Annotated in this window: 26 protein-coding genes; 18 read left to right on the top strand and 8 right to left on the bottom strand. The window is 51.4% G+C overall.

The window, feature by feature from the left end; genetic code table 11:
• Positions 1 to 11 precede the first annotated feature (11 nt).
• The 7 genes from atpD to ACYVUV_RS07380 all read left to right on the top strand — a co-directional run bounded on the left by atpD (position 12) and on the right by ACYVUV_RS07380 (position 5,001).
• Positions 12 to 1,451, top strand: a complete 1,440-nt coding sequence (atpD, locus tag ACYVUV_RS07410; protein ID WP_439775773.1) for a F0F1 ATP synthase subunit beta — start codon at positions 12 to 14, stop codon at positions 1,449 to 1,451.
• A gap of 11 nt (positions 1,452 to 1,462) precedes the next feature.
• Positions 1,463 to 1,903, top strand: coding sequence for a F0F1 ATP synthase subunit epsilon (locus ACYVUV_RS07405; RefSeq protein WP_296228114.1), 441 nt, complete (start codon positions 1,463 to 1,465; stop codon positions 1,901 to 1,903).
• Between the two features lie 47 nt (positions 1,904 to 1,950).
• Positions 1,951 to 2,181 (top strand): DUF1146 family protein, encoded by a 231-nt coding sequence (locus ACYVUV_RS07400; RefSeq protein ID WP_439775772.1) that lies wholly within the window; start codon positions 1,951 to 1,953, stop codon positions 2,179 to 2,181.
• An 85-nt stretch (positions 2,182 to 2,266) separates the two neighbouring features.
• Positions 2,267 to 3,256 carry a rod shape-determining protein gene (mreB, locus tag ACYVUV_RS07395; protein ID WP_439775771.1) on the top strand — a complete coding sequence of 330 codons (990 nt, stop codon included), beginning with the start codon at positions 2,267 to 2,269 and terminating at the stop codon, positions 3,254 to 3,256.
• Positions 3,257 to 3,258: 2 nt separating this feature from the next.
• On the top strand, positions 3,259 to 3,546 hold the full coding sequence (gene yidD, locus ACYVUV_RS07390; protein WP_003617406.1) for a membrane protein insertion efficiency factor YidD: 288 nt from the start codon (positions 3,259 to 3,261) through the stop codon (positions 3,544 to 3,546).
• A 12-nt stretch (positions 3,547 to 3,558) separates the two neighbouring features.
• Positions 3,559 to 3,786, top strand: a complete 228-nt coding sequence (locus tag ACYVUV_RS07385; RefSeq protein ID WP_002880076.1) for a DUF2969 domain-containing protein — start codon at positions 3,559 to 3,561, stop codon at positions 3,784 to 3,786.
• Between the two features lie 24 nt (positions 3,787 to 3,810).
• The gene (locus ACYVUV_RS07380) at positions 3,811 to 5,001 is read left to right on the top strand and encodes an FtsW/RodA/SpoVE family cell cycle protein (RefSeq protein ID WP_439775770.1); all 1,191 of its coding nucleotides are present in this window, start codon (positions 3,811 to 3,813) and stop codon (positions 4,999 to 5,001) included.
• A 53-nt stretch (positions 5,002 to 5,054) separates the two neighbouring features.
• On the opposite strand, the gene ACYVUV_RS07375 is transcribed toward ACYVUV_RS07380, so the two are convergent.
• From ACYVUV_RS07375 to rpsD, 8 genes are all read right to left on the bottom strand, one after another.
• The gene (locus ACYVUV_RS07375; RefSeq protein WP_484499232.1) at positions 5,055 to 5,702 is read right to left on the bottom strand and encodes a TetR/AcrR family transcriptional regulator; all 648 of its coding nucleotides are present in this window, start codon (positions 5,700 to 5,702) and stop codon (positions 5,055 to 5,057) included.
• A gap of 5 nt (positions 5,703 to 5,707) precedes the next feature.
• A complete protein-coding gene (locus ACYVUV_RS07370; protein ID WP_439775402.1) occupies positions 5,708 to 6,892 on the bottom strand; it encodes an ABC transporter permease in 1,185 nt (394 codons plus the stop codon).
• Entirely contained in the window at positions 6,889 to 7,629 is a 741-nt protein-coding gene (locus ACYVUV_RS07365; protein ID WP_439775403.1) for an ABC transporter ATP-binding protein, read from the bottom strand. Before ACYVUV_RS07365 ends, ACYVUV_RS07370 begins: the two co-directional genes overlap by 4 nt.
• Positions 7,630 to 7,823: 194 nt before the next feature.
• On the bottom strand, positions 7,824 to 8,285 hold the full coding sequence (locus ACYVUV_RS07360; protein WP_439774679.1) for a universal stress protein: 462 nt from the start codon (positions 8,283 to 8,285) through the stop codon (positions 7,824 to 7,826).
• Positions 8,286 to 8,342: 57 nt separating this feature from the next.
• On the bottom strand, positions 8,343 to 8,627 hold the full coding sequence (locus tag ACYVUV_RS07355; RefSeq protein ID WP_439774678.1) for a hypothetical protein: 285 nt from the start codon (positions 8,625 to 8,627) through the stop codon (positions 8,343 to 8,345).
• 352 nt (positions 8,628 to 8,979) lie between these two features.
• Positions 8,980 to 10,284, bottom strand: a complete 1,305-nt coding sequence (locus ACYVUV_RS07350) for a replication-associated recombination protein A (protein ID WP_439774677.1) — start codon at positions 10,282 to 10,284, stop codon at positions 8,980 to 8,982.
• Positions 10,281 to 10,745 carry a YueI family protein gene (locus ACYVUV_RS07345; RefSeq protein ID WP_439774676.1) on the bottom strand — a complete coding sequence of 155 codons (465 nt, stop codon included), beginning with the start codon at positions 10,743 to 10,745 and terminating at the stop codon, positions 10,281 to 10,283. Before ACYVUV_RS07345 ends, ACYVUV_RS07350 begins: the two co-directional genes overlap by 4 nt.
• 124 nt (positions 10,746 to 10,869) lie before the next feature.
• Positions 10,870 to 11,481: a 30S ribosomal protein S4 gene (gene rpsD / locus ACYVUV_RS07340; protein ID WP_201331551.1), complete on the bottom strand. Its 612-nt coding sequence runs from the start codon at positions 11,479 to 11,481 to the stop codon at positions 10,870 to 10,872.
• Between the two features lie 296 nt (positions 11,482 to 11,777).
• Here rpsD and ezrA point away from each other — a divergent pair, with 296 nt between their 5' ends.
• The 11 genes from ezrA to mreD all read left to right on the top strand — a co-directional run bounded on the left by ezrA (position 11,778) and on the right by mreD (position 24,765).
• Entirely contained in the window at positions 11,778 to 13,496 is a 1,719-nt protein-coding gene (gene ezrA, locus ACYVUV_RS07335; RefSeq protein ID WP_439774675.1) for a septation ring formation regulator EzrA, read from the top strand.
• Positions 13,497 to 13,582: 86 nt separating this feature from the next.
• Positions 13,583 to 14,740, top strand: coding sequence for a cysteine desulfurase family protein (locus ACYVUV_RS07330; RefSeq protein ID WP_439774674.1), 1,158 nt, complete (start codon positions 13,583 to 13,585; stop codon positions 14,738 to 14,740).
• 3 nt (positions 14,741 to 14,743) lie between these two features.
• Positions 14,744 to 15,961, top strand: coding sequence for a tRNA uracil 4-sulfurtransferase ThiI (gene thiI / locus ACYVUV_RS07325; RefSeq protein WP_439774673.1), 1,218 nt, complete (start codon positions 14,744 to 14,746; stop codon positions 15,959 to 15,961).
• Complete coding sequence (locus ACYVUV_RS07320) at positions 15,961 to 16,686, top strand: pseudouridine synthase (RefSeq protein WP_439774672.1); 726 nt, start codon at positions 15,961 to 15,963, stop codon at positions 16,684 to 16,686. Before thiI ends, ACYVUV_RS07320 begins: the two co-directional genes overlap by 1 nt.
• 263 nt (positions 16,687 to 16,949) lie before the next feature.
• Positions 16,950 to 19,589: a valine--tRNA ligase gene (locus ACYVUV_RS07315; protein WP_439774671.1), complete on the top strand. Its 2,640-nt coding sequence runs from the start codon at positions 16,950 to 16,952 to the stop codon at positions 19,587 to 19,589.
• A gap of 4 nt (positions 19,590 to 19,593) precedes the next feature.
• Positions 19,594 to 20,859: a bifunctional folylpolyglutamate synthase/dihydrofolate synthase gene (locus ACYVUV_RS07310; RefSeq protein ID WP_439774670.1), complete on the top strand. Its 1,266-nt coding sequence runs from the start codon at positions 19,594 to 19,596 to the stop codon at positions 20,857 to 20,859.
• Positions 20,860 to 20,884: 25 nt separating this feature from the next.
• Positions 20,885 to 21,565: an HAD family hydrolase gene (locus ACYVUV_RS07305; protein ID WP_439774669.1), complete on the top strand. Its 681-nt coding sequence runs from the start codon at positions 20,885 to 20,887 to the stop codon at positions 21,563 to 21,565.
• Between the two features lie 48 nt (positions 21,566 to 21,613).
• Positions 21,614 to 22,228: a JAB domain-containing protein gene (locus ACYVUV_RS07300; protein WP_439774668.1), complete on the top strand. Its 615-nt coding sequence runs from the start codon at positions 21,614 to 21,616 to the stop codon at positions 22,226 to 22,228.
• 90 nt (positions 22,229 to 22,318) lie between these two features.
• Entirely contained in the window at positions 22,319 to 23,323 is a 1,005-nt protein-coding gene (locus tag ACYVUV_RS07295; RefSeq protein ID WP_004560533.1) for a rod shape-determining protein, read from the top strand.
• Between the two features lie 51 nt (positions 23,324 to 23,374).
• Positions 23,375 to 24,226 carry a rod shape-determining protein MreC gene (mreC, locus tag ACYVUV_RS07290; RefSeq protein WP_439774667.1) on the top strand — a complete coding sequence of 284 codons (852 nt, stop codon included), beginning with the start codon at positions 23,375 to 23,377 and terminating at the stop codon, positions 24,224 to 24,226.
• Positions 24,226 to 24,765 (top strand): rod shape-determining protein MreD, encoded by a 540-nt coding sequence (gene mreD, locus ACYVUV_RS07285; RefSeq protein WP_439774666.1) that lies wholly within the window; start codon positions 24,226 to 24,228, stop codon positions 24,763 to 24,765. The genes mreC and mreD overlap by 1 nt, the downstream gene beginning before the upstream one ends.
• The last annotated feature ends 1 nt before the right edge of the window (position 24,766 follow it).

Raw genomic sequence — 24,766 nt, 5'->3', positions numbered from 1 at the left:
GAGGTAGAAGTTTGAGTCAAGGTGAAATCGTTCAAGTAATCGGCCCTGTTGTCGACGTCAAGTTTCCTATTGGCAAAGACCTGCCAGACATCAACAATGCCTTGAAGGTCATCAAGTCAGACGACGAATCGATTATCCTTGAAGTTACTCTTGAACAAGGCGATGGCGTTTTGCGCTGCATCGCGATGGAATCTACCGATGGCCTTCGTCGTGGGATGAAGGTTGAAGACACTGGGAGCTCAATTTCCGTACCAGTTGGTCCGGATACCTTGGGCCGGGTCTTCAACGTTTTAGGTCAACCGATTGATGGTGGTCCAGAATTTCCAGCTGACCACCCTCGCTCCGGGATCCACAAAGAAGCACCTAAGTATGATGAATTAACTACTAGCCGTGAAATCCTGGAAACTGGTATTAAGGTTATCGACTTGCTGGAACCATATCTGCGTGGTGGTAAGGTCGGTCTGTTTGGTGGTGCCGGGGTCGGCAAGACCACGATCATCCAGGAATTGATTCACAACATTGCCCAGGAACACAACGGTATTTCCGTCTTCACTGGTGTCGGGGAAAGAACCCGTGAAGGTAACGACCTTTACTTCGAAATGAAGGCATCCGGCGTTTTGGAAAAGACTGCCATGGTCTTCGGGCAGATGAACGAGCCGCCTGGTGCCAGAATGCGGGTCGCTTTGACCGGTTTGACGATCGCTGAATACTTCAGAGACGTTGAAGGCCAGGACGTGTTGCTCTTCATCGACAACATCTTCCGGTTTACCCAGGCCGGTTCCGAAGTTTCCGCCTTGCTGGGCCGGATTCCGAGTGCCGTTGGTTACCAGCCAACTTTGGCAACGGAAATGGGTCAATTGCAAGAAAGAATCACTTCCACCAAGAAGGGGTCAATTACCTCTATCCAAGCCGTTTACGTGCCAGCCGACGACTACACTGACCCAGCGCCAGCGACTACTTTCGCCCACTTGGACGCGACGACCAACTTGGAACGTAGCTTGGTTGAACAAGGTATTTACCCTGCCGTTGACCCGCTTGAATCAACTTCCAGTGCCCTGGACCCAGAAATTGTCGGCCAGGAACACTACGACGTTGCTACCCGGGTTCAGCACATTCTGCAACGCTACCGCGAACTGCAAGACATCATCTCAGTTTTGGGTATGGATGAATTGTCAGACGAAGAAAAGCTGATCGTTGCCCGGGCACGTAAGATTCAGTTCTTCCTGTCACAAAACTTCTTCGTTGCCGAAGTCTTTACCGGCGTTCCAGGCTCATACGTTCCAATCAAGGAAACGATCAAGGGCTTCAAGATGATCCTCGACGGCCATCTTGACGACTTGCCTGAAGATGCCTTCAGAGGCGTTGGTCCGATCGAAGACGTTTTGAAGAAGGCGCAAAAGATGGGGGTTACCCCAAGCGATCCGGAAGCAAAAGCCTTATTAGAAAAGTAGGTTGATGCATCATGGCAGAAGCAGAGAAACTGTTTAAGATCAATATCGTTACGCCAAACGGGTTAATCTATTCTCACCGTGGCAGCTCCGTCTCAATGCGGGCTATTGACGGCGACCGGCAGATCTTGTACAACCACCTGCCGATTTTAACTCCGCTCACGATTGGTGAAGTCAGGGTCCAACGCGGCGCCGATGTCGACCACAAGGTTGATCACATCGCCGTCAGCGGGGGGATCATCGAATTCGCCGACAATGTGGCGACGATTATTGCCGACAACGCAGAACGCGCGCGCAACATTGACCTCAGTCGGGCTGAAGCTGCCAAGCAGCGGGCCGAGGCGCACATCAAGGAAGCCAAGGAAAAGCACGACGAGCAGTCATTGGAACGGGCTCAAATTGCTTTGCGGCGGGCTGTAAACCGGATTCACGTTTACGACGCGCTGCACAAATAAGGGAAAAGAGCGGATTTATTCCGCTCTTTTTTTATGGTAGATTTTATATGAGACAACTTGGAATTCACGCAATCATCAGCTTGGTGATCTACTTTGTTTGCATTGCCTTAGCCTTTCAGGCGATCAAAGCCGTCAGAATCGAGAAAATCATTCGGTCTAACCGGGTCTTTGAGGCCCAGGTCTTCTTAATTTTCACGGCGATTGCCCTGGGCTATACAGTCGGCCAATTTTTGATCGCCTTGATAGATACTTCATTGCAGCTCTCTAATCTCTTTTAAAGAATCGGTTAAAGCTAGGCGGAATCCGCTATACAGAGGGCTTTTATGGTACAATTAAAATTAATATGTTATGGAGGAAATAGACGTGTCAAAAGATATTGGTATTGATTTGGGGACCGCGAACGTTTTGATCAACGTTTCCGGCAAGGGCATTGTGATCGACGAGCCATCCGTGGTTGCCGTGGATACGAACACCAACAAGGTGGTCGCTGTCGGCACTGAAGCTTATGAAATGGTTGGCCGTACTCCTGGCAACATCCGCGTTATCCGGCCTTTAAAGGACGGGGTAATTGCTGATTTTGACATTACTGAAGCCATGCTGAGCTACTTTATTGAGAAGCTGAACGTAAAGGGCTTCATGAGCAAGCCGAACATTCTGGTCTGCACCCCGACTGGAGTAACTTCAATCGAGCAAAAGGCAATCATCCAAGCCGCGGAAAAGTCTGGCGGCGGCAAGGTCTACCTGGACTACGAGCCTAAGGTAGCAGCTGTTGGGGCCGGCCTGGACATTTTCAAGCCGCAAGGGAACATGGTTATCGACATCGGTGGGGGGACGACTGACATCGCCATCCTGTCCATGGGTGAAATCGTGACTTCCAAGTCCCTGCGCTATGCTGGTGACCGGATGAACCAGGCGATCGTCAACTACATCAAGGCAAACCATCAGCTCTTGATCGGGATGCGGACGGCTGAAGCCATCAAGATCGAAATTGGTGCCGCTACTGACCCAGACCCGGACGCAAGCATGAATGTCCGCGGCCGGGATACCATTGACGGTTTGCCAAAGCAAATCAAGGTAAGCAGCTCTGAAGTAACGGAAGCCCTGCAAGATGGCCTGCAAAGCATCATTGATGCTACCAAGCAGGTTCTGCAGGAAACGCCGCCAGAATTGTCTGCCGACATCATTGACCGGGGGATCATGATTACTGGTGGTGGCGCCCTGCTGAAGAACATCAACAAGCTGATTGCCGACAGTCTGCAGGTTCCGGTTTTGATCGCTGATTCACCGCTTGAATCAGTTGCCCTGGGCACTGGCATCCTGCTGCAGCATATTGAAAAGCACGAACGTCACTAATAATGCGTCAAATAATGATTCTTCTAGTCCGCTTTTACCAGCGGGCAATTTCACCGATTTTGCCGGACAGTTGCCGTTTCTACCCGACCTGCTCCAGCTATATGATCACCGCTTTGGAAAAGCATGGTCCGCTTTTGGGACTGCTGATGGGTCTGGCGAGGATCCTGCGCTGCAATCCATTTAACCGTGGCGGGGTGGATCCGGTGCCGGACAAGTTTACCCTATTGCGCAACCCCCACCCAGAAGAATATGAAGACGAAATTATTGCCAGAAAATTCCACAGTCACTAACGAGGAGGGAATATGTCAAGAAATCAAGAAAACATCGGGATCGAGGTCAACGAACTGTCTGGCCGCCGGGTACCGACTTGGGAAGTAGTCATTCCGAAGAAGCGCCAGATCGGCTTGATCGAGCAGGTTGACGGCAAGTTCAGGGTAACCAGCAGCAAGTCCAAGAACGTGATGTTTGCCAAGAGCCTTGATGCCGGCATCAACGACCTGCTGGCCTACTTCACCTTGCACGAAAAATAATTTTAACGAATAAAGTGATAGTTAATGGCAAAAGTTCAAGAAGAAAGCAAATGGTATGACCGCATTGCCTGGGGAGTCGTGATTCCCGTGGTTTTGCTGTCATTCGTCAGTTTTTATTCAATTTACAACGCGTCGGTTAACGACTCGACCTATGGGACGCCAACCAGAACCGTGGCCATGCAGATTGTCTGGTACACGGTTTCCTGGCTGATGGTAGCCTTCATCGTCCGCTTTGACGCCGAGCAGATCTTCAAGCTGGCCCCCTACCTGTATGGGCTGGGGATCATCCTGCTGATCGCGGTCCTTTTCCTGTATGACCGGACAACGGCCGCCAGCAGCGGGGCCAAGAGTTGGTTTGTCGTTGGGCCCGTCAGCTTCCAGCCTTCGGAAGTCATGAAGCCGGCCTTTATCCTGCAGCTGGCCAGAGTAGTCAGAGAGCACAATGAGCGTTACTCCCACAACCTCAGAAATGACTGGCTCTTGATCGGCAAGGTCATGGCCTGGTTTTTGCCAGTAGCCATGCTCCTTATGCTGCAGCCTGACTTCGGGACCACCCTGGTCTTTGTAGCGATTACCGCGGGGATCCTTCTGGTTTCAGGGATCTCCTGGAAAATCATCATTCCTGTCTTTATCCTGATGGTAGTCGTTGGCGTCGGCGTCATCCTCCTGGTCTTTACCAGTGAAGGGCAGACGATTTTGCGCCATTACTTCAAGACCTACCAGTTGGAAAGAATCAAGTCCTGGAGTGACCCCTCTGGTGACAACTCAAACAGCGCCTACCAGCTCTGGCAGAGCATGAAGGCCATCGGGTCTGGGCAGATTTTTGGCAATGGCTTTAACAATATTAAAGTCTACGTGCCAGTCCGGAACTCAGACATGATCTTCTCCGTGGTTGGGGAAAGCTTCGGCTTTGTCGGCGGCGTGGCCTTGATCGGGATTTACTTCGTCTTGATCGTGCAGATGGTCAAGATCACTTTCTCGACCAAGAACGCCTTCTATTCATATGTGTCCACAGGGATTATCATGATGATTTTGTTCCACGTCTTTGAAAATATCGGCATGAGCATTGATTTACTGCCCCTTACCGGGGTGCCTCTGCCGTTTGTTTCACAGGGTGGGTCTGCCTTGATCGGGAACATGATCGGGATCGGCTTGATCCTCTCGATGAAGTGGCACAACAAGGACTACATGTTCAGCACGGCTGGCGACTTTTAACTGAGAACGAAAAAATAGCCTCAATCTGGTTAATTCCAGTTTGAGGCTATTTTTTATTCCAAGGTGGCTAAGATCTGCTTTACGATCATGTTCAAATCGCGGTCTTCGTCAGCTGCTTTATCAGGAAGGACGATGAAGCGCTGGACAAAGTATCCGGCAATTGGCGCTGTTAAAAGGCGAATCAGATCAAGGGAATTATATTCTGGATGCTTTTCTAAAAGAATGCCTTTTACGCTTTTTGCCAGCTGGGGATTTTCAGTAAGTCGCTGTTTGGTCTCTTCCAAAGTTTCATTGATAAAAGCAGGATTGGTCAAGGCTTCTTGCAGCATGATCTTGATAACCTGCCGGTTTTTCTTGATGAAAGCGAAACGGTTGAAAACGATGAAGTGAACCAGCTCCTGCCGGCTTTTGGCTGAATTCTGCTTGATCTCCTGGATGAAGTCTTCTTGAATCTTAGGAAAAAGCTCGTGGGCCACCGGGCTGATGACCGCATTCAGCAGGTCGGACTTGGTTTTATAGTACTTGAAGATCGTGGCCTGGCTGATCCCTGCCCGTTTGGCAATTTGGGCGGTAGAGGTGCCGTCAAAGCCCTGCTTGGAAAAGAGCTCGATGGCCGCAAAGAGGGCCTTCTTTTGCCCCTGGGGCAGCTTTTTGCTCTGTAATAATCCTTGATAGTCTTCCAGAATCGTTGCATCGCTCATCTAAATTACACCTTTCGATAACGTTTCAAGCCCAGAATGTTGACCGCGGTCAAGATGACTAGGAAGAGGACCAGGGCCCACAGGTCGCCTGCTAGCTGGGCAAGACTTGCTCCTTCCATAATGATACCAGTCATCGCGTCGCCAGCGTAGGTCAAAGGCAGAATTTTACCAATAACTTGTACCCAGCTGGCCATGGAGGAAAGAGGAATGATTCCGGAGAAGAAGACCTGCGGCACGATTACCAAAGGCAAAAACTGCATCATTTGAAATTCAGATTCGGCAAAGGTGGATAAAAGCAGGCCAAAAGCTAGGGCGACGAAGGCGGTCAGTACGCAGACAAGCGTGAGATCAGCCAGGCTGCCAACAACTTCAATTTTTAAGATATAAATGCCAGCAACGCTGATGACGATCGCCTGCAAAAGGCCCAGGATCCCGTAGCCCAGCATGTAGCCAAAGACGATGTCGCTGCGCTTGACAGGAGTGGCTAGCAGGCGGTCAAGCGTACCAGTTGTCCGTTCGCCCAAGAGGGCCATGCCAGAAATCAAGAAAACAAAGAAGAAAATGAAGAAGGCCATCAAAATTGGCGCGATCTTGGCGAAGTAGCCAGTGTCCTTGTCACCATAACGGTAATGGTTGACAATTTTTACCTTCTGGCTGCTTGCCTTGATCTGACCGCTGGCTTGAATGCTGGTCTGAATAGCAGCATTTTTTCCGCTGAGCTTGGCCAGCGACTGACTTAGCTTGCTGATCACTTTTTGCTGAGTTATCAAGCTTTGCTTGAGTTTGCCTGCCTGTTTGGCCGTGTTTTTGGTCTGGCTTTTAACCAGGGCGGCTTTGAGCGCTGACTTGGTTAGGGCTGTCTTGCTGGAGTCGATGTTGGCGTGGGTAACTGTGTAGCGGTTGCCTTTTCTGATAATAACGCCGTCAACCTGCCGCTTCTTGAGAGCCCGCTTTGCCTTGGAGCTGCTGGAATATTTTTTGACGGAAACGCCTGAAAGATTATCTAGATCGCTGACGACTTCCTGTTTGACATTGACCGTGGCTAGAGTCACTTTAACGTCACTATTGGCGGAAAACATGGTGTTCATCAGCCAGAGGATAATCAAAGGGCCGACGAACATCAAAAGCAGGGTGCGTTTGTCTCGGCTCAGTTCAGTTAAGACTTTTTTGGTGATTGTCAAAGTTCTCATATTTCGTTTTCCTCTTGTTGTTCAGCTTGTAAAAATACACCCTCGATTGTGGAGACCTGGTAGTCGGCCTCCAGTTGCTTTGGTGAGTCAAAAGCAATGATCTGCCCGTGTAAGAGCAGGGCAACACGGTCAGTCAGTTCTGCTTCATCCATGACGTGGGTGGTGACCAGAATGCCGCGGCCCTTGTCGCGCAAGTGTCTCAGCTCCTGCCAAATCTGCCGCCTCAAAGCTGGGTCAATGCCAACCGTGGGCTCGTCAAGAATCAAGAGCCTTGGTTTTCCAAGCAGGGCGATTGCCAGGGAAAGCCGACGCTTCATTCCTCCGGAAAAGTTTTTGACTCGCTCATCCAGGCTCTGCGTTAAATCGACGACTTCAGCGGCATGATCGATTTGATAAATGATTTCACTTTTGGGGATGTTTTTCATGACCGCGAAAAAGTGCAGGTTTTCCCGGGCAGTCAAATTGTCATACAGGGCATCGGCTTGGGCCATGTAGCCCAGCTCACCCAGGATATGCCGGTTCGGCATCTTTTTGTCCAAGATGAGGGCCTTGCCGGCTGAAACTTTTTCCATGCCCAGCATAACCTTGATCATGGTTGACTTGCCCGCGCCGGACGGACCGATTAAACCAACGATTTCGCCGGGATGCAGGCTTAAGCAGATCTCATCTAAAATTCTGTGTTCACCAAAGTTTTTGTTGACGTGATCCAGCAGAATCAGCTTTTCTTCTTCGGTCATAATGTGCTCCTTTTCTTTGCTTACCTTTTATCTTTTTCTCTCAGTAAGTGAGTAATCACTCACCTACAAGAAAGAATTATAGTGAGTGTTCACTCACTTAGCAAGAGTTTTTTTAAAAAAGTAAGGCAGAGCGGAATGAAAGCAGAAAAAAACGCCAAACCAAGCGGTTTAGCGGTTAAAAAATTATGCTGGACTTAGTCCAAAGCAGCCTTGTTGTGCCGAACGACCAGGATGTCGCAGTCAGCAGTTCTGGTGACGTATTCAGTCACGCTGCCGATGAGCAAACGCTCAACGGCGTTCAAACCGGTCGCGCCGACAACGATCAAGTCGATGTCGTGCTTCTTCGGGAATTCCCGGCTGATGATGGCCTTTGGTGAGCCGAATTCGATAGAGTAGTGGACTTCCTTGACGCCGCTGTCTAAGGCAGACTGGTAGTACTTTTCCATCTTCTTCTTGGCGTCGTTGGAAACCTGCTCAACCATGGCTGAGTCAAAGCTGGAAACGTTCTGGAAGGACCGCGTGTCGATAACGTGGAGAATTTCCAGGCTGGCGTTCATGTGCTTGGCAACCGTAACGGCCTTCTTGAAAGCCAGGTCAGCTTCCTTGGAACCGTCAACAGCTACTTGGATATGTTTGTATTGGTATTGTTTAGTCATTTTTGCCACCTCTTCCTGTCTCTATTTTACCAAAAAAATGAAAGCATTTTAATAAATTTACTGATTGTTTTGCGAAAGAAGGAGGGCGAAGATAAAAATCGTCGCTGAGCCCAAAAAGAGGGTGATCAAGTTGAGATACTTGTTGCCAAAGAAGAGCAAAATGATCCCCAAAACGCTGATCGCGAGAAGCGTCCAGGCGCAGATGGTCATCAAACTGTGAAGCTCCGGGGAGCTGGAAACGTCAAAGACCAGGAAGGCGCCGTTTCTCCGGTGCCAGAGGTACCAGGCGGTCAGCAGCATGCAGGCGATAAAAATAATCATGAAAATACGGATGTAGAGCATCGAATGAACTTTCTAGTTTTCAAAAGGGCTGAAAACACACTGAGTAATCTAGGGGCAGGAATAAACAAAAAAGCGGCCCGAAGGACCGCTGTTATTGTCTAAGAAAATCCGAGTTGACCAAAGCATAAATGGCGCTTGTTGATCCCGTAAAAAAATCACAAAATCCGGCCCATCGCGCAGTGAATATGGATTCTGCGTAAGCAGCATTCCGATTCAGTAGTTACTGACAGGCCACCACGTCCTTAAGTTTGATCGGTCAACTAATTTACAAATAAGCTTTCTGACGATCAACTCAGATCACTTATTATAATATAGAACCCGGCAGCCTTTGTCAAGTAAAATCGTAGCGCTTTCACTTTCTCTTAAGACCCTCTTTTTGCAGGTCATGCAGGCGCTGGTACTGGCTCTTAAAAGCTGCTTCAAACTTGCTCTCGCCCTTAGGGGCAAAGTACTGCTTGCCCTGCAGGCGGTCAGGCAGATAGGCCTGGGCCACCCAGTCGCCCGGGTAGTCATGGGGGTAAAGATAGCCAGTTCCGTGGCCCAGCTTGCCGGCACCTTGATAGTGGGCGTCTTTCAACTGGTCGGGAATCTGGCCGACATTAGTCTGGCGGATATCGGCTAAAGCCGCGTCGATAGCTGTCATAGCAGAATTGCTCTTAGGAGACAAGCAGAGCTCGATGACGGCGTTGGCCAGGGGGATCCGGGCTTCTGGCAGGCCCAGCTGCTGGGCGGTCTGTACGGCTAAAATAGCCCGCTCACAGGCCGGCGGATTGGCCAGGCCGATATCTTCATAGGCAATTACGCTGAGCCGGCGGCAGATTGAAACCAGGTCACCGGATTCGAGAAGCCGGCCCAGGTAGTGCAGGCCCGCATCAGTGTCAGAGCCCCGGATGGACTTTTGAAAGGCGGACAAGAGGTCATAGTGGCCGTCCCCGTCGGCATCAAAGTTCTGGATTTTCAGCTGCAGGGAATCGGCCATGTCGTCCAAGGTAACCGTGAAAGAGGAGGCGTCTTTGCCTTCAGCTTCCAGTTCCTGCTTGGTCGACAAAACCGCCAGTTCCAGGCTGTTTAAAGTGGCCCGCAGGTCCCCGTTGCCTTTCTGGGCCAAAAATTTCCCCGCTTCATCCGTCAGCTTGGCATGGTACTTGCCCAGGCCTCTTTCTTCATCGGTTAAGGCCCGGTTGACAGCTGTCAAAATCTCGTCTTCAGTCAAAGGCTTCAGTTCAAAAATCTGGCAGCGGGACCGGATGGCCGGGGAGATGGCCAGGTAGGGATTTTCCGTGGTGGCCCCGATCATGATCACCTGGCCGGATTCCAGCAGCGGCAAAAGGAAGTCCTGCTTGACCTTGTTGAGCCGGTGGATTTCATCCAGCAAAAGGACGACCGTCCCGCTCATCTTGCCTTCAGCGGCGACCTGGGAGAGCTCTTTTTGCCCGTCGGTAGCCGCGTTGAGCTGGCGGAAGGCATACTTGCTGCTGCCGGCGATCGCGCTGGCGATGCTGGTTTTGCCAATGCCCGGCGGTCCATACAGAATCATGGAAGAGAGCTGCTTGGCTTCAACCATGCGGCGGATGATCTTTTTAGGGCCGACCAGGTGCTGCTGGCCGACGACCTGGTCGATGGACTGAGGCCGCATCCGGTAGGCTAAGGGCTTCATTTATCGCCCCCAAAGAATTTGGCCAAAAAGCCCTTTTTCTTTGGCACCGGCAATTCTTCCGCCGGCAGGGGCGGGGCGTAGACCTGAGTCAATTCGATCCGCATCCGGTTGATGGCTTCCTTGCTGACGACCAGAACGGCAGAATCGTCATCGCCTTTTCTGGCACTTTCGTCATTGACCAGACGGAAGGGAACCTGCTCCTTGCTGGCCCGGCTTTCAATCTGGCTGACAAAGGCCGGGTTGGGGGTGTTGGCGTTGATTAAAATGGTGTAGCCCTTGTAGTCAGCAAAGTGATCCAAGAAAAGTTTGGTTAACTTGGCGTCTTCACAGTCTTTGATGGTCATGCGCACGAAAACCCGCTCCCTCAAAGAGCCCAAGAAGCGCCGCCGCTCGTCAGGTCTGGTCTGCGGAGTAATGCCGCTAGCAGCATTTTCGACTCTTTTGGCTAAATCTTCAGTCATGGCTTCGTCCTTTCTAAAAATTAATACTGTCTTTTTCTGGGTCTAAAGCATATTATAACTGAACTTTTTGGGCAAGAAAAAAGCCTTTCCCAAAACTGGGAAAGACTTTGAAGCCGAATTGATATTACAGCAACTTGTTGTAGTATTCAACAACCAGGGCTTCGTCAATTTCTGGTTCCATTTCGTCACGTTCTGGGAAACGAACCAATTGACCTTCCATCTTGTCTTCGTCAAATGAAACAAATGATGGACGTGAAGCAACAGCTTCCAAAGCGTCCTTAACTTGTTGCAGGTTCTTTGACTTTTCCTTCAAGCTAATGGTTTGACCAACCTTAACTTCGTATGAAGGAATGTCAACGCGCTTGCCATCAACAGTGATGTGGCCGTGGTTTACCAATTGACGGGCTTGTTCACGGGTAGTAGCCAAGCCGAGACGGTAAACAACGTTGTCCAAACGACGTTCAAGCAAGATCATGAAGTTGGTACCGTGTTGGCCTTCACGGATCTTACCAGCGCGGGCAAACAAAGTACGGAATTGACGTTCGTTCAAGCCGAACATCCAGCGCAGCTTTTGCTTTTCGTGCAATTGCATGCCGTATTCTGAAAGACGGCCGCGTTGGTTAGGACCGTGTTGACCTGGAGCGTATGAACGACGAGCAAGTTCCTTGCCAGTGCCTGACAAAGAAATACCCAATCTTCTTGACCGCTTCCAACTTGGACCAGTGTATCTTGACATATTAAAATTCCTCCAATAAAAATAATAAAAATTGTTGGAGTAAAATAATCACAATATAAGCTCAACATTCGTGCATCCCGAGTTTACATTTTCGCCCGTGCAGCGTGGGTTACTCGTTCACTAAACGTCCCGGGATGTTGACGTTCTTGTCGCTTATGGCTGCAAATATTTTACACGTTGACCATTATAAGGGCTTTGGGCCCGGAAAGCAAGAAAAAAACGCAGAAAGTCTGACAAAGTCGAAATATTTCAGAGGCTAGTTTGGTATAATTAACTTTAGTTCGGAGGAGAAAGATATGTCATCAACACAATCTCTACTACTCATCACTTTAATTATCACGATCATCGTCCTGGTCATGGCCATGCTTTTGATCAACCGCCGGCAATTGCGCGAGATCGAAGAGCTCGACAATGAACTGGGCAATATGGAAGACTTGCACTTAGAGCGCGCTATCGGCAAACTGGACCAGATGGAACTGGCCGGGGAAAGCCTGGCCACCCTCAATACCTGGAAGAAGAGCTACCAGAAGGCAGCGGAACTTTTTCCTGAAATCCAGCGCTTGATTGAAGACGGGGCAGACGAAAATGCCCGCTACCGCCTGGTCAAATCCCACCAAAGCATCAAGCAGGCCAGAGAATTAGTCGACTCCATCTCTGAAGACGTCAAGAATTCATCGGATGTCTTTACCCAACTTTTGGAGTCGAACCGGGAAAACAAGGCCCAATATGACGAATTGATGCAGAGCTACCGGGAAATCCGCAAGGAAATCCTGGCTGATTCTTTTGACTACAGCGTGGCGTTAGAAGAGATAGAAAACCACTTGTCCGCCATGGAAGAAGACTTTGCCCAGGCCAAGAATCTGTCGGCTCAAGGCGACCATGTTGAAGCCAAGCGGGTTTTGGCGAAAATACGCGACGATCTGACGGCCTTGAAGACCAAGCTGCCTGAAGTTAAGGAAGACCAGCACAACCTGCAGACCGTTTTTGCCGAACAGCTGGACGAAATCGCGGCTGGCTACAAGCAGATGCGGGATGCCAAGTACGGTTTCGGCAGCCTGGACGTCTTGCTGGAAATCAAGCAGAGCAACGACCAGATTGACCGGTCCCTGGCTTCTTTGGCCCAGCTGGATTTGGAAGAAACCAGCAAGGGGATGAAGAAGGTCGAAAAGGAGATCAAGACCCTTTACGGGATCCTGGAGAAGGAATACAAGGCCCGGCCTTTTGTTGAAAAGAACCAGGACAAGCTGCAGCGGCTCTTGACCCACCAGCAGACCGTCAGCCAGCAGCTGATCAAGAAATTGCGCCACATCGACGAAAGCTATGAGCTGACCCACGGGGAACTGGACGAAAGCCGGGAGCTGGAAAGAGAAGTCCATAAGATGGATTCTGACTACATCCGGGCCAGCCAGCGGATCGCTGATGGCCGGGCGGTTTACTCTGAAGTCCAGGACGACTGGATCAGAATTCTTGGCCGCCTACAGGAAATCGGCAAGCGCCAGCAAGAGCTCTCTGAAGCGGTTGACGGCCTTTACGAGGCTGAAGAAGTTGCCCAGCGGTCAATCAAGGAATTCAAGCAGCAGGTCTCCCTGGTCTACCGCCACCTCAGCCGGCAGAATCTGCCGGGGATTCCGGAAGGCTTTTTGCAAATGTACACCCTGGTCATCAATGAAATCAGCAAGACCAGCGGGGAACTCAACCAGGTCCGGATCAACATGGAAAAGATTTCTGAAGAACTGGTGCAGATCTCAGATGACGTTGACCGCCTGCAAAGAGAAGCAGAAGACATTATCAGCTCAGCCAATCTTTTTGAGCTGACCATGCAGTACTCCAACAAGTTCCTGGACAATGAAGGCGTAGTCCGGGCCCGCAGAAACGCTATGAAGCTGTATGACCGGGACTACAACTACAAGGATGCCCTGGACACGATCGCTACGGCGGTGGAGCGGGTTGAACCAGGCAGCTACCAGCGGATTGAAAATTCCTACTATCAAGAACAAAAAGAGCTGATTGATTGAAGTCAAGCGGCTTTTGGACTAAAATAAAATATCATTTAAAACTAAGCGGTCATTAAAATGGCCGCTTTTTTCAAGGAGCAAGAAGAGTGATTTATTTTGACAACAGTGCCACGACGAAAATGGCACCTGAAGCATTAGAGACCTACAGCCAGGTCGTGACCAAAATCTGGGGCAACCCTTCCAGCCTGCACAAGTTAGGCGACCGGGCCCACGGCCTGCTGGAAGCTTCCCGTAAGCAGATCGCGGATTTGCTGGGAGTAAATACCGATGAAATCTACTTTACTTCCGGCGGGACGGAATCCAACAACACGGCCATCAAGGGGACGGCCTGGGCCAAGCGGGAATTCGGCAAGCACATCATCACCTCATCCGTTGAGCATGCCTCAGTGGCCAATACCTTCACCGAACTGGAAAACCTGGGCTTCCGGGTTACCCGCCTGCCAGTTGACAAGGAAGGCCGGGTCAATCCAGAAGACTTAAAGGCCGCCCTGGACAAGGACACGACTTTGGTTTCTATCATGGGCGTCAACAACGAAATCGGGACCATCCAGCCGATCAAGGAAATTTCTGAAATCCTGGAAGACTACCCGAACGTTCACTTCCACGTCGACAATGTCCAGGCCCTGGGCAAGGGGATCTGGGACCAGGTCTTCACCTCCCGGGTCGACATGATGAGCTTCTCTTCCCACAAATTCCATGGTCCGCGCGGCATCGGCATTTTGTACAAAAAGCGCAGCCGGATGCTGATGCCTTTGTGTGAAGGCGGCGGCCAGGAAAAGGGCTTGAGAAGCGGGACGGAAAACCTGGCGGCCATCGCGGCCATGGCCAAGGCCACCCGCCTGCTTTTGACAGATGAAAAGGAAAAGGCTGACAGAGAATACGCCATTAAGGAGAAGATCAGCAAGTACCTGGCAGATAAGCCGGGCATCCACATCTTCTCTCCTTTGCAGGCTGACTTCGCTCCCCACATCCTTTGCTTTGCCTTGGAAGGGATCCGGGGCGAGACTTTGGTCCACACTTTGGAAGACCAAGACATCTTTATTTCCACCACTTCCGCCTGCGCCTCAAAAAAGGCGGACGAAGCCAGCACTTTGGTGGCGATGAAGACGCCAGATGAAATCGCGACCAGCGCCGTCCGCCTCAGCTTTGATGAAAGCAATACTTTAGAAGAAGCAGACGAATTCATCGCGGCTTTTGACAAGATTTACCAGCACTTTGCCAAGATCAACCACTTAGGAGAATAAAATTTGCAATACACAGAAATCATGATTCGCTACGGCGAACTGTCCACTAAGGGCAAGAACCGGAAGGACTTTATCAACCGCCTGGCCAGCAATGTCCAAAAGGTGCTCCGCGACTTCCCGGACTTGAAGATCCAGACCCACCACGACCGGATGCACATCCTTTTGAACGGGACGCCTTTTGAACCAGTAAATGACCGCTTGAAGGTCGTTTTCGGGATCCAGACCTACTCACCAGTCATCAAGACTGAAAAGAGCCTGGAAGCCATTGAAAAAACTGCCCTGGAACTGATGCAGGCAACTTACAAGCCAGGCATGACCTTCAAGGTCAACACCAGAAGAAGCGACCACAAGTTTATCTACGACACCAATCAGCTGAACCAAATGGTGGCCGACTACCTTTACAACCACATGGAAGGCCTGCAGGCGGAAATGAAGCACCCGGACATGGTCCTGCTTTTGGAAATCCGCCAGGACGGGGCCTACATCTCCAACCAGCTCTTGCATGGGGCAGGCGGGATGCCGGTTGGCACGGCCGGCAAGGCAGTGATGATGCTGTCCGGCGGGATCGACTCCCCGGTAGCTTCCTACCTGGCCATGAAGCGGGGCGTGAACATTGAAATGGTCCACTTCTTCTCACCGCCATACACTTCTGAAAAGGCCCTGGCCAAGGCCAAGGAATTGACCAGCATTTTGGCCAAGTACAGCGGCCGGATCAATTTTATCGAAGTGCCTTTTGCTGAAATCCAGGAAACGATCAAGGAAAAGCTGCCAGAGGGCTACTTGATGACCGTTCAGCGCCGCTTCATGCTGCGCCTGGCTGACATCATCAGAGAGAAGCGTCATGCTTTGGCCATCTTCAACGGGGAATCAGTTGGCCAAGTTGCTTCCCAGACCTTGGAATCCATGGCAGCCATCAATGACGTGACGACCACTCCTGTATTGCGGCCAGTTGCCACCATGGACAAGACCGAAATTATCGCCAAGGCTGAAGAAATCGGGACTTTTGACCTGTCCATCCAGCCATTTGAAGACTGCTGCACCATTTTTGCCCCGCCGCGGCCAAAGACCAAGCCGAAGATCGAAAAGGCCCGGGAATACGAAAGCCGCCTGGACGTTGACGGCTTGATTGAGCGGGCCTTGGCCGGAGTCAAGGTCACTCCGATCTACCCAGGCCAAAGCTTCCTGGACGACCTGGCTGAAGAAGACGCGGACCTGCTTTAATGCTGCGCCTGGACAAATTTTTGGCCAACATGAAGGTGGGATCAAGGTCCCAGGTTCATGAGATCATTAAAGCTGGCCAGGTGACGGTCAACGGGAAGGTCTGCCGGTCAGCCAAGCAGAAGGTGAAAGAAGATGCTGAAGTCCTGGTCAAGGGCCAGGCCATTGTCTACCAGCAGTACCACTATTTTTTGCTCAATAAGCCAGCTGGCGTCTTGTCAGCAACGGAAGACTCCCGGCAAAAGACCGTCCTGGACCTATTAAAAGACCAGGACCGCTATCAAAAAATTGCCCCAGTTGGCCGTTTGGACAAGGACACAACTGGTCTCTTGCTTTTAACCAATGACGGGCAATTGGCCCACCAGCTCCTGGCTCCGGAATACCATGTGGCCAAGACCTACTACGCGCTTTTGGCCGGAGTGGCTGATGAAGAAACGGCCAAGGCAATTGCGGCAGGCCTCACTTTAAAAGACGGAACAAAGCTAAAGCCGGGCAAGCTGAAGATCTTGAGGCAAGACAGAGAACAAGAGCAGTCAGAAATCGAGATCACCATTACGGAAGGCAAATATCACCAGGTCAAGCGGATGTTTGCCTCCCAGGGGATGAAGGTTTTAAAGCTCAAAAGGCTCAGCATGGGTCCCTTGACTTTGCCGGCTGATTTGGCGGCTGGCTCCTACCGGCCTTTGACGAAAGAAGAGCTGGCGGCCTTAGAGCAAGTTTCCCTTTAATGGCTGAAAAAATTATGCTATACTTTGTGACAAAGCCAAGATCAAGAGGTGGCGCTTCATGACAGAGAAAGGTCATTTAAGCTGAGAGACCGGAAGGCGCCTGGTAGCTTGATTCGCTGGCCGGCTGAAGCAGGAGTAAGCCGGTCCGGTATCCGCGCCGTTACCGCGTTTAAGCGGAGCATTATGCTCAATTTAGGTGGTACCGCGGTTATATATCGTCCTAGACATTTACTTGTCTAGGACTTTTTTATTGGAGGAAATTTATGACAGAATTAGCACCAAAATACAACCCGCAAGAGGTTGAAGCTGGCCGCTATCAAGAATGGCTGGACGAGGACCTGTTCAAGCCGTCCGGCGACAAGAAGGCCAAGCCTTACTCAATCGTTATCCCGCCGCCAAACGTTACTGGCAAGCTGCACCTGGGCCACGCCTGGGACACGGCGATTCAAGACACCTTGATCCGCTACAAGCGGATGCAGGGCTATGACACCCTTTACCTGCCTGGCATGGACCACGCCGGCATCGCCACCCAGGCCAAGGTTGAAGCCCGCCTCAGAGAACAAGGGGTCAGCCGCTATGACCTGGGCCGGGAAAAGTTCGTGGAGAAGGTCTGGGAATGGAAGGACGAATACGCCAACATCATCAAGAGCCAGTGGCAAAAGCTGGGTCTGTCCCTGGACTACAGCCGGGAACGCTTTACCCTGGACAAGGGCTTATCCAAGGCTGTCCGCCGGGTCTTTGTTCAGCTCTACAATGAAGGCTTGATCTACCGGGGTGAATACATCATCAACTGGGACCCGAAGCTGCGGACTGCCTTGTCTGACATCGAAGTTGTCCACCAGGACGACCAAGGGGCCTTCTACCACATCAACTACCCGCTGGCTGACGGTTCTGGCAGCGTGGAAATTGCTACTACCCGGCCGGAAACCATGTTTGGTGACACGGCCGTGGCTGTTGCCCCAGGGGATGAACGCTACAAGGACTTGGTTGGCAAGAAGCTGATTTTGCCGCTGGTTGGCAGGGAGATCCCGATCATTGAAGACCAGCACGTCGACCCGGAATTCGGGACTGGTCTGGTGAAGATTACCCCGGCCCACGACCCGAACGACTTTGAAGTCGGCAACCGGCATGACCTGCCACGGATCAACGTGATGAACGATGATGGGACCATGAACGACAAGGCGGGCAAGTACGCCGGCATGGACCGTTTCGACTGCCGCAAGCAGCTGGTTGAAGACCTTAAGGCTGAAGGCTACCTGATCAAGGTTGAACCAATCGTCCACTCAGTTGGTCACTCTGAACGTTCCGGCGTGCAAGTTGAACCTCGCCTGTCCACTCAATGGTTCGTCAAGATGAAGCCGCTGGCTGACAAGGTTTTGGAAAACCAAAAGGGCGAAGGCAGAGTCAACTTCGTGCCAGACCGCTTTGAAGGCACTTTAGAGCGGTGGATGGAAAACGTCCACGACTGGGTCATCTCCCGTCAGCTCTGGTGGGGTCACCGGATTCCTGCTTGGTACAACAAGCAGACCGGGGAAATGTACGTCGGTGAGGAAGCGCCAGAAGATATTGAAAACTGGGAACAAGACCAGGACGTTCTGGACACTTGGTTCTCCAGTGCCCTCTGGCCATTCTCAACTTTGGGCTGGCCGGATGAAGACTCTGCTGACTTCAAGCGCTACTTCCCAACCAACGCCCTGGTAACTGGCTATGACATTATCTTCTTCTGGGTTTCCCGGATGATCTTCCAAAGCCTGCACTTCACTGGCGAGCGGCCATTTGACAATGTCGTTTTGCATGGCTTGATCAGAGACGAGCAGGGGCGGAAGATGTCCAAGTCCCTGGGCAACGGGATCGACCCAATGGACGTCATTGACAAGTACGGCGCCGACGCTTTGCGCTGGTTCCTTTTGAACGGGACCGCGCCTGGCCAGGACACCCGCTTCAGCTACACCAAGATGGACGCTGCCTGGAACTTCATCAACAAGCTCTGGAATGCCAGCCGTTTTGTGATCATGAACCTGCCGGAAGACGCCAAGCCTGCCCAAAAGCCGGACACCAGCAAGTTTGACCTGGCTGACGCCTGGATTTTTGACCGCTTGAACCATACTGTCAAGGAAACCAACCGTCTCTTTGACGAATTCCAATTCGGGGAAGCCGGCCGGGAAATGTACAACTTCATCTGGAATGACTTCTGTGACTGGTACATCGAAATCTCCAAGGTTGCCCTTTACGGCGACGATGAAGAACTGAAGGCCAGAAAGCAGGCTAACTTGACCTGGATTCTGGACCAGATTCTGCGCCTCATCCACCCAATCATGCCATTCGTGACTGAAAAGCTCTGGCTGTCCATGCCGCATGAAGGCAAGTCCATCATGACTGCCGCTTACCCGGAAGCCCACGATGAATTTGACAACGCCAAGGCTGATGAAGACATGGCCTTCTTGATCGAAATCATCAAGGCGGTCCGGACCATCCGGATGGAAGTGAACGCTCCAATGTCCAGCGCTATCGACATCTTGATCCAGCTTGATGACGAAAAGAATGAAGCAATCCTGCGGGACAACATGGAATACGTGGAAAACTTCCTGCACCCGAAGAAGCTGGAAATCTCCGGCAAGATCAACGCGCCGAAATTAGCCAAGACGGCTGTCATCGCGGGGGCCCAGATCTTCGTGCCGCTTTCAGAACTGGTTGACCTGGATGAAGAAATCGCCAAGATGGGCAAGGAAGAAGCCCGCCTGGAAGCTGAAGTCGACCGGGCAAGCAAGAAGCTGGCCAACAAGGGCTTTGTTGACCACGCTCCAGCTGCCGTGGTTGAAAAGGAAAAGGGCAAGCTGGCTGAATACGAAAGCCAGCTGGCCGGCGTGCGCGACCGCATCAAGGAATTGAAAGAAAGTCGTTAAAGACGTGAAATTTAAGACAGTTAATGAACTTACCGCTTACCTCTATCATTTGCCGCGCTTGCACGAAAAGAGCGACCTGACCTATGTCAAACGGGTGCTCAAGGCCCTGGGCGATCCCCAGGACAAGGTCAAGTGCTGCCACATTACGGGAACCAACGGCAAGGGCTCAACTGCATATTACCTGAGCAATCTGCTCCAAAAGGCCGGTCAGCAGACTGGCCTTTTTGTTTCGCCCTTTATCATCAGTTTTAACGAGCGGATCCAGCTGAACGGGCAGGCAATTGCGGATGATGACCTCTTGGCCGTTGCCAACGAAGTCGAAGCAGCGGTAGACCGCCTGCGCGAAAAAGAGGCGGATTTTGCCCTGGTTACCTTTGAATATGAAGTCGCGATGGCCTTTCTCTTTTTTGCCAAGCAAAAATGCGACTACGCGGTTATTGAAGTTGGCATTGGGGCTGAGCATGATAAGACCAACGTGATAACGCCCGCGGTCAGCTTGATTACCACAATTGGCCTTGACCATGAACAGATCATCGGGCCGACCTTGGCGGACATTGCTAAAGAAAAGAGCGGAATTATCAAGCCAGCTGTCCCAGTTATTCTCGGCGATATTCCGGCCAGCGTGCGGAGAATCGTTGAAGAAAAAATCACCAAAACTGCCAGTCCTGCTTACTGGCTGGGCCAGGACTTCCAGGTTAAGGAAGAAAAAACAGGCTATGAGCTGCTAGTTGCCGGACAAAAATACCAATTGCCGACTTGGCCCCTGCCTGAAGTTAAAGACGCGGCCATGGCTTTGGCGGCTTTTGCCGTATTGCCTCTTGCTTTAAGTAAAAAAGCAGCAGAAGAAGCCTTGACCAAGACGACGGTTCCTGGCCGCTACCAGCGCCTGGAAAAGGCGGGATGCAGCTTTTTGCTGGACGGGGCTCACAATGTCCAGGCTGGCCGCGAGCTTGCGGCATATGCCCGCCGCTTGGCCAAAGAAAAGGGCGGCCGGCTTTTGGTTTTAGCCGGCATGATGAAGGACAAGGACTTGAGCGACTTTTTAGCCTTGCTGAAGGACGAAAAAGTAACCTTGACCAGCCTGGCCTACCCGCGGGCTGCTAAAAAGGCTGACTTTCCGGCCTGGGCCCAGGAAAATTTTGCCTATGAGGGTGATTTGAACCAAGCTTTAAAGCAAGTGATGGCGGAAGCTGGCGACCAAGACTTGATCTTGGTTACGGGTTCTTTTTACCTGGTCAGCGCGGTTCTGCAGCTTCTGCAGGTGGACTGAGGATGAAAGATGAAAGAGGAAAAATATGCGTGTTGAAGCTTTAAAGACGGACAAGCAGGGGGTTATTTTTGACATGGATGGACTCCTGGTCAACTCCGAAGAGCTCTACTGGAAGGCCAACATCCAGGCTGCCCGGGAATACAAGCTGGGCATCAGCGATGATACTTACTTGGGCTTGGTTGGCGCCAGCGTCAAGGCCATGGATGAATTTTACGAAAAATACTTTCCAAGCGATGAGGTCCGTCAAGCTTTTGTCAAGCGGACTGACGACCTGGTCTGGGAGTGGACCGACCAGGGCAAGCTGAAGCTGAAGGCCGGAGTCAAGGAGGCCCTGGAGCGCTTTAACGATCTGGGCTTAACGATCGGGATTGCCAGCAACAACTATAAGAGCGTGGTTGACCACAATCTTTGGGTGACCGGCTGCCGGAACAGCTTTGACTTTATCGTTACCCATGATGAAGTTGCTGAGAAAAAACTCCGCTCCAAGCCTTTCCCGGACCTCTATCTGGCTGCCCAGGAGCGCAGCGGCCTTAGTAAAGACCAGCTCTTGATTTTTGAAGACTCCAGCATGGGGGTCGAGGCAGCGGAAAATGCCGGGATTGATTGCGTTATGATTCCGGACCTTAAGCCTGCTACAGCAGAAGACCGGGCGCGGGCCCAAATGATTTGTCCGGACTTTTTTGACTTTTTGAAAAAAATTTCCTAGTTTTTGGCGTAATTAGTAGTAGAGCGTAAAAATAAGGAGGAAAGTCAAATGACTGAAACTACGCAAAACTACTATTATGTTGAAAGTGACCGTGACCTGCTCAAGCTGCTCTTTGACCAGCTGCCCTGCCAGAGTCTGGATGATCTGTTGCACTTGCTGGACCAAAAGCACATTGCCAGCTTCAAGGACATCTTGGACTATGCCTCAGGCCCCGATTGTTCCAATGACCTGGCCTTGACCATCGAGGTGGCCATGGATCGTTTGCGGCGGACTGACATGCGGCGCAGCTCTGACTGGGCCAGCAGCTCTAAGATTGGCAATTACCTGGCCAATAAGCTGCTGGGGCAAAAGCAGGAGCAGTTCTGGGTCCTGTATTTTGACCAGCAGCAGAATCTGTTGGGGGAAAAAATGCTTTTCCAAGGCACCCTGGACCGGTCCTGGGTCCACCCCAGAGAAATTTTCCGCTGGGCGGTGGTCTACGGCTGCGCCAGCATTATTGTGGCCCACAACCATCCCAGCGGGGCGCTGACTCCGTCAGACAATGACCTGGAACTGACCAAGGGCTTGAAAAAAGCCAGCAAGATCATGAAGATCACCTTTCTGGACCATTTCATCATCGGCGGAGGCGAATACTTGAGCCTGCGGGAGAGGGAATTGTTTTAAAATTAGCTAAAATTTGTACCAATCCATGACTTTCACGGGCATTATGCTATAATTAAGCAAGATTAAGCGAGTAAATAAGGAGAGATATCCGTGTTTGGATTAGGTTCAAAGAATATCGGCATTGACCTGGGTACCGCCAACACCCTGGTCTACGTTGAAGGCAAAGGCATCGTTTTGCGTGAGCCTTCAGTCGTTGCCAAGAATACCAAGACTGGCGAAGTTATTGCAGTTGGTTCAGAAGCCAAGGAAATGATCGGCAGAACTCCAGGCTCAATCGTGGCTATCCGCCCGATGAAGGACGGGGTTATCGCTGACTACGACACGACCGCGGCCATGCTTAAGTACTTCATGGGCAAGACGGTCGGCAATTCCAAGCCTTCAGTCATGATCTGCGTGCCTTCAGGCGTCACTGAAGTTGAAAAGCGCGCAGTTATTGACGCTGCCCGGGTGGCAGGCGCCAGAGAAGCTTATGTGATTGAAGAACCATTTGCCGCAGCTATCGGTGCCGGTTTGCCGGTTATGGAACCAACTGGTTCCATGGTTGTTGACATCGGTGGTGGTACGACTGACGTAGCCACTATTTCCCTGGGCGGGATCGTTTCTTCAACTTCCATTCGCCAGGCTGGTGACAAGTTCAACCAAGCAATCACCAACTTCGTTCATGGCAAGTACAACCTGCTGATCGGTGAAAGAACCGCTGAAGACATCAAGATCCAAATCGGTTCAGCTTCCGTGGAAGCAGCCAAGGAAATCGAATCCATGACCATCCGCGGCCGTGACCTGGTGTCAGGTTTGCCGAAGTCATTGGAAATCAGTGCCGTTGACGTTGCAACTGCTATTCAAGACGTTGTTCAAGACATCATTGTTGCGATCAAGGAAACTTTGGAATTGACTTCTCCTGAAATTGCCGCAGACGTAATTGACCATGGTATCGTCCTGACCGGTGGTGGTGCCCTGCTCAAGAACTTGCCAGAAGTCATCTCTGACGCGACCAAGGTGCCGGTCTTCATCGCTCAAGATCCGCTTGACTGTGTAGCAATCGGTACCGGTGAATCTTTGAAGCACCTGGACGTAATGCGGAAGACTAGCAGATAAGAAATAAGAAAACCGGCCTCCGGGCCGGTTTTTATATTTGGATAGGTGTCTATGAAGAATTTTTTTCAAAACAGGAAAATGCTGGCGGCTTTTGGAACCGTGGCGCTTTTAGCAGCCCTGCTTGGCTCAACGGTGATGCTGAGAAATAACTTGAGCGCGCCGCTTTTAATCCAGCGCTTGGGCAATGATATCGTCTCTGTTGGTTCAAGAATCGTGAGCGTGCCGGTTTCCTGGTTTACTGACGGAATCGACAGTGTCAATGACTTGAAGAACGCTGCTGACGAAAACAGCCATTTAAAGAAGAAAGTATCTGAACTGGCTCAAGTAGAAGCCAGAAACGCTGCCTTGGAAAAGGAAAACAAGCAGCTGAAGGCAGCGGCTGGAATCAAGAAGACCTTGACCGGCTATACGACAACGACTGCTTCAGTAATTTCCCGCTCAAGCGACAGCTGGTCAGAAGTCTTGACCATTGACAAGGGGAAGAGCTCAGGCTTAAAGAAGGACATGGCAGTTATGTCTGGCGGCGGCGTGATTGGCCGGATCCTGGAAGTCGACGCGGCTACGAGCAAGGTGGAACTGATTACCACGACTGACAGCTCAGCCAACCGCTTTGCCGTGCAAGCCACGACTGACACGGGCAAGGTTCTGCACGGGATCATTAGCGTGCAGTCCGGCGGAACTTTGACCTTCACCCAGGCCTCCAGCTCAAGCAAGCTGAAGAAGGGGACCAAGGTCTACACCAGTGGCCTGGGCGGGACTTCGCCAAAAGGGCTCTTGATCGGGACGGTGGCGGAAACCACCAAGGACAGCTTTGGTCTGTCTGACTTGATCAAGATCAAGCCGGCCGGCAATTTGAGCGACGCGTCCGTGGTAACGGTCGTCAAAAGGAGCGTGGCTGGCTAATGCGGATTTTTAAGCAATGGGTTTTGGCAATCGCTCTTTACCTGGCCATGGTTTTGGAAGGGACTTTGTCCGTTTACCTGCAGCCGGCCTTGACCTACCAGCATGGCCGAGCAGGGCTCTTGATCCTGCCAATTTCCGTTTTGATCATCGCTTATGAAGATGACCGGAATGAAAAAGAAATCTGGCTGGCTCTGGCTGCCGGGGTGGTTGCTGATCTCTATTTCTGGGGGATCATCGGGATCTATACCTTTATCCTGCCAGCCCTGTCGGCATTTGGCCGCTGGTATGCCCGGGTCTTTCCCGAACTCTTCGTTTTCCGTCTGCTGGGCAACATTCTGGCGATTACCGTTGCCTGCCTTTATACCTGGCTGGTTTTCCGGTTGATTGGCTGGACGGATCTGACCTTGAAGGCGATTGGCTTCAGCTTGTTGTACACGGCTGGCTGGACAACCGGGATCAGCCTGTTGACCTACTGGCTTTGGGCCAAGCTGGCCAGATCTTATCCTTTCCTGGTTGACTTGGACAATTACCGGTATTAAT

The sequence above is a fragment of the Lactobacillus sp. WILCCON 0149 genome, assembly GCF_057197965.1.
Note: the sequence above shows the minus strand (reverse complement) of the source record. Positions and strands in the feature narration are given on the sequence as shown.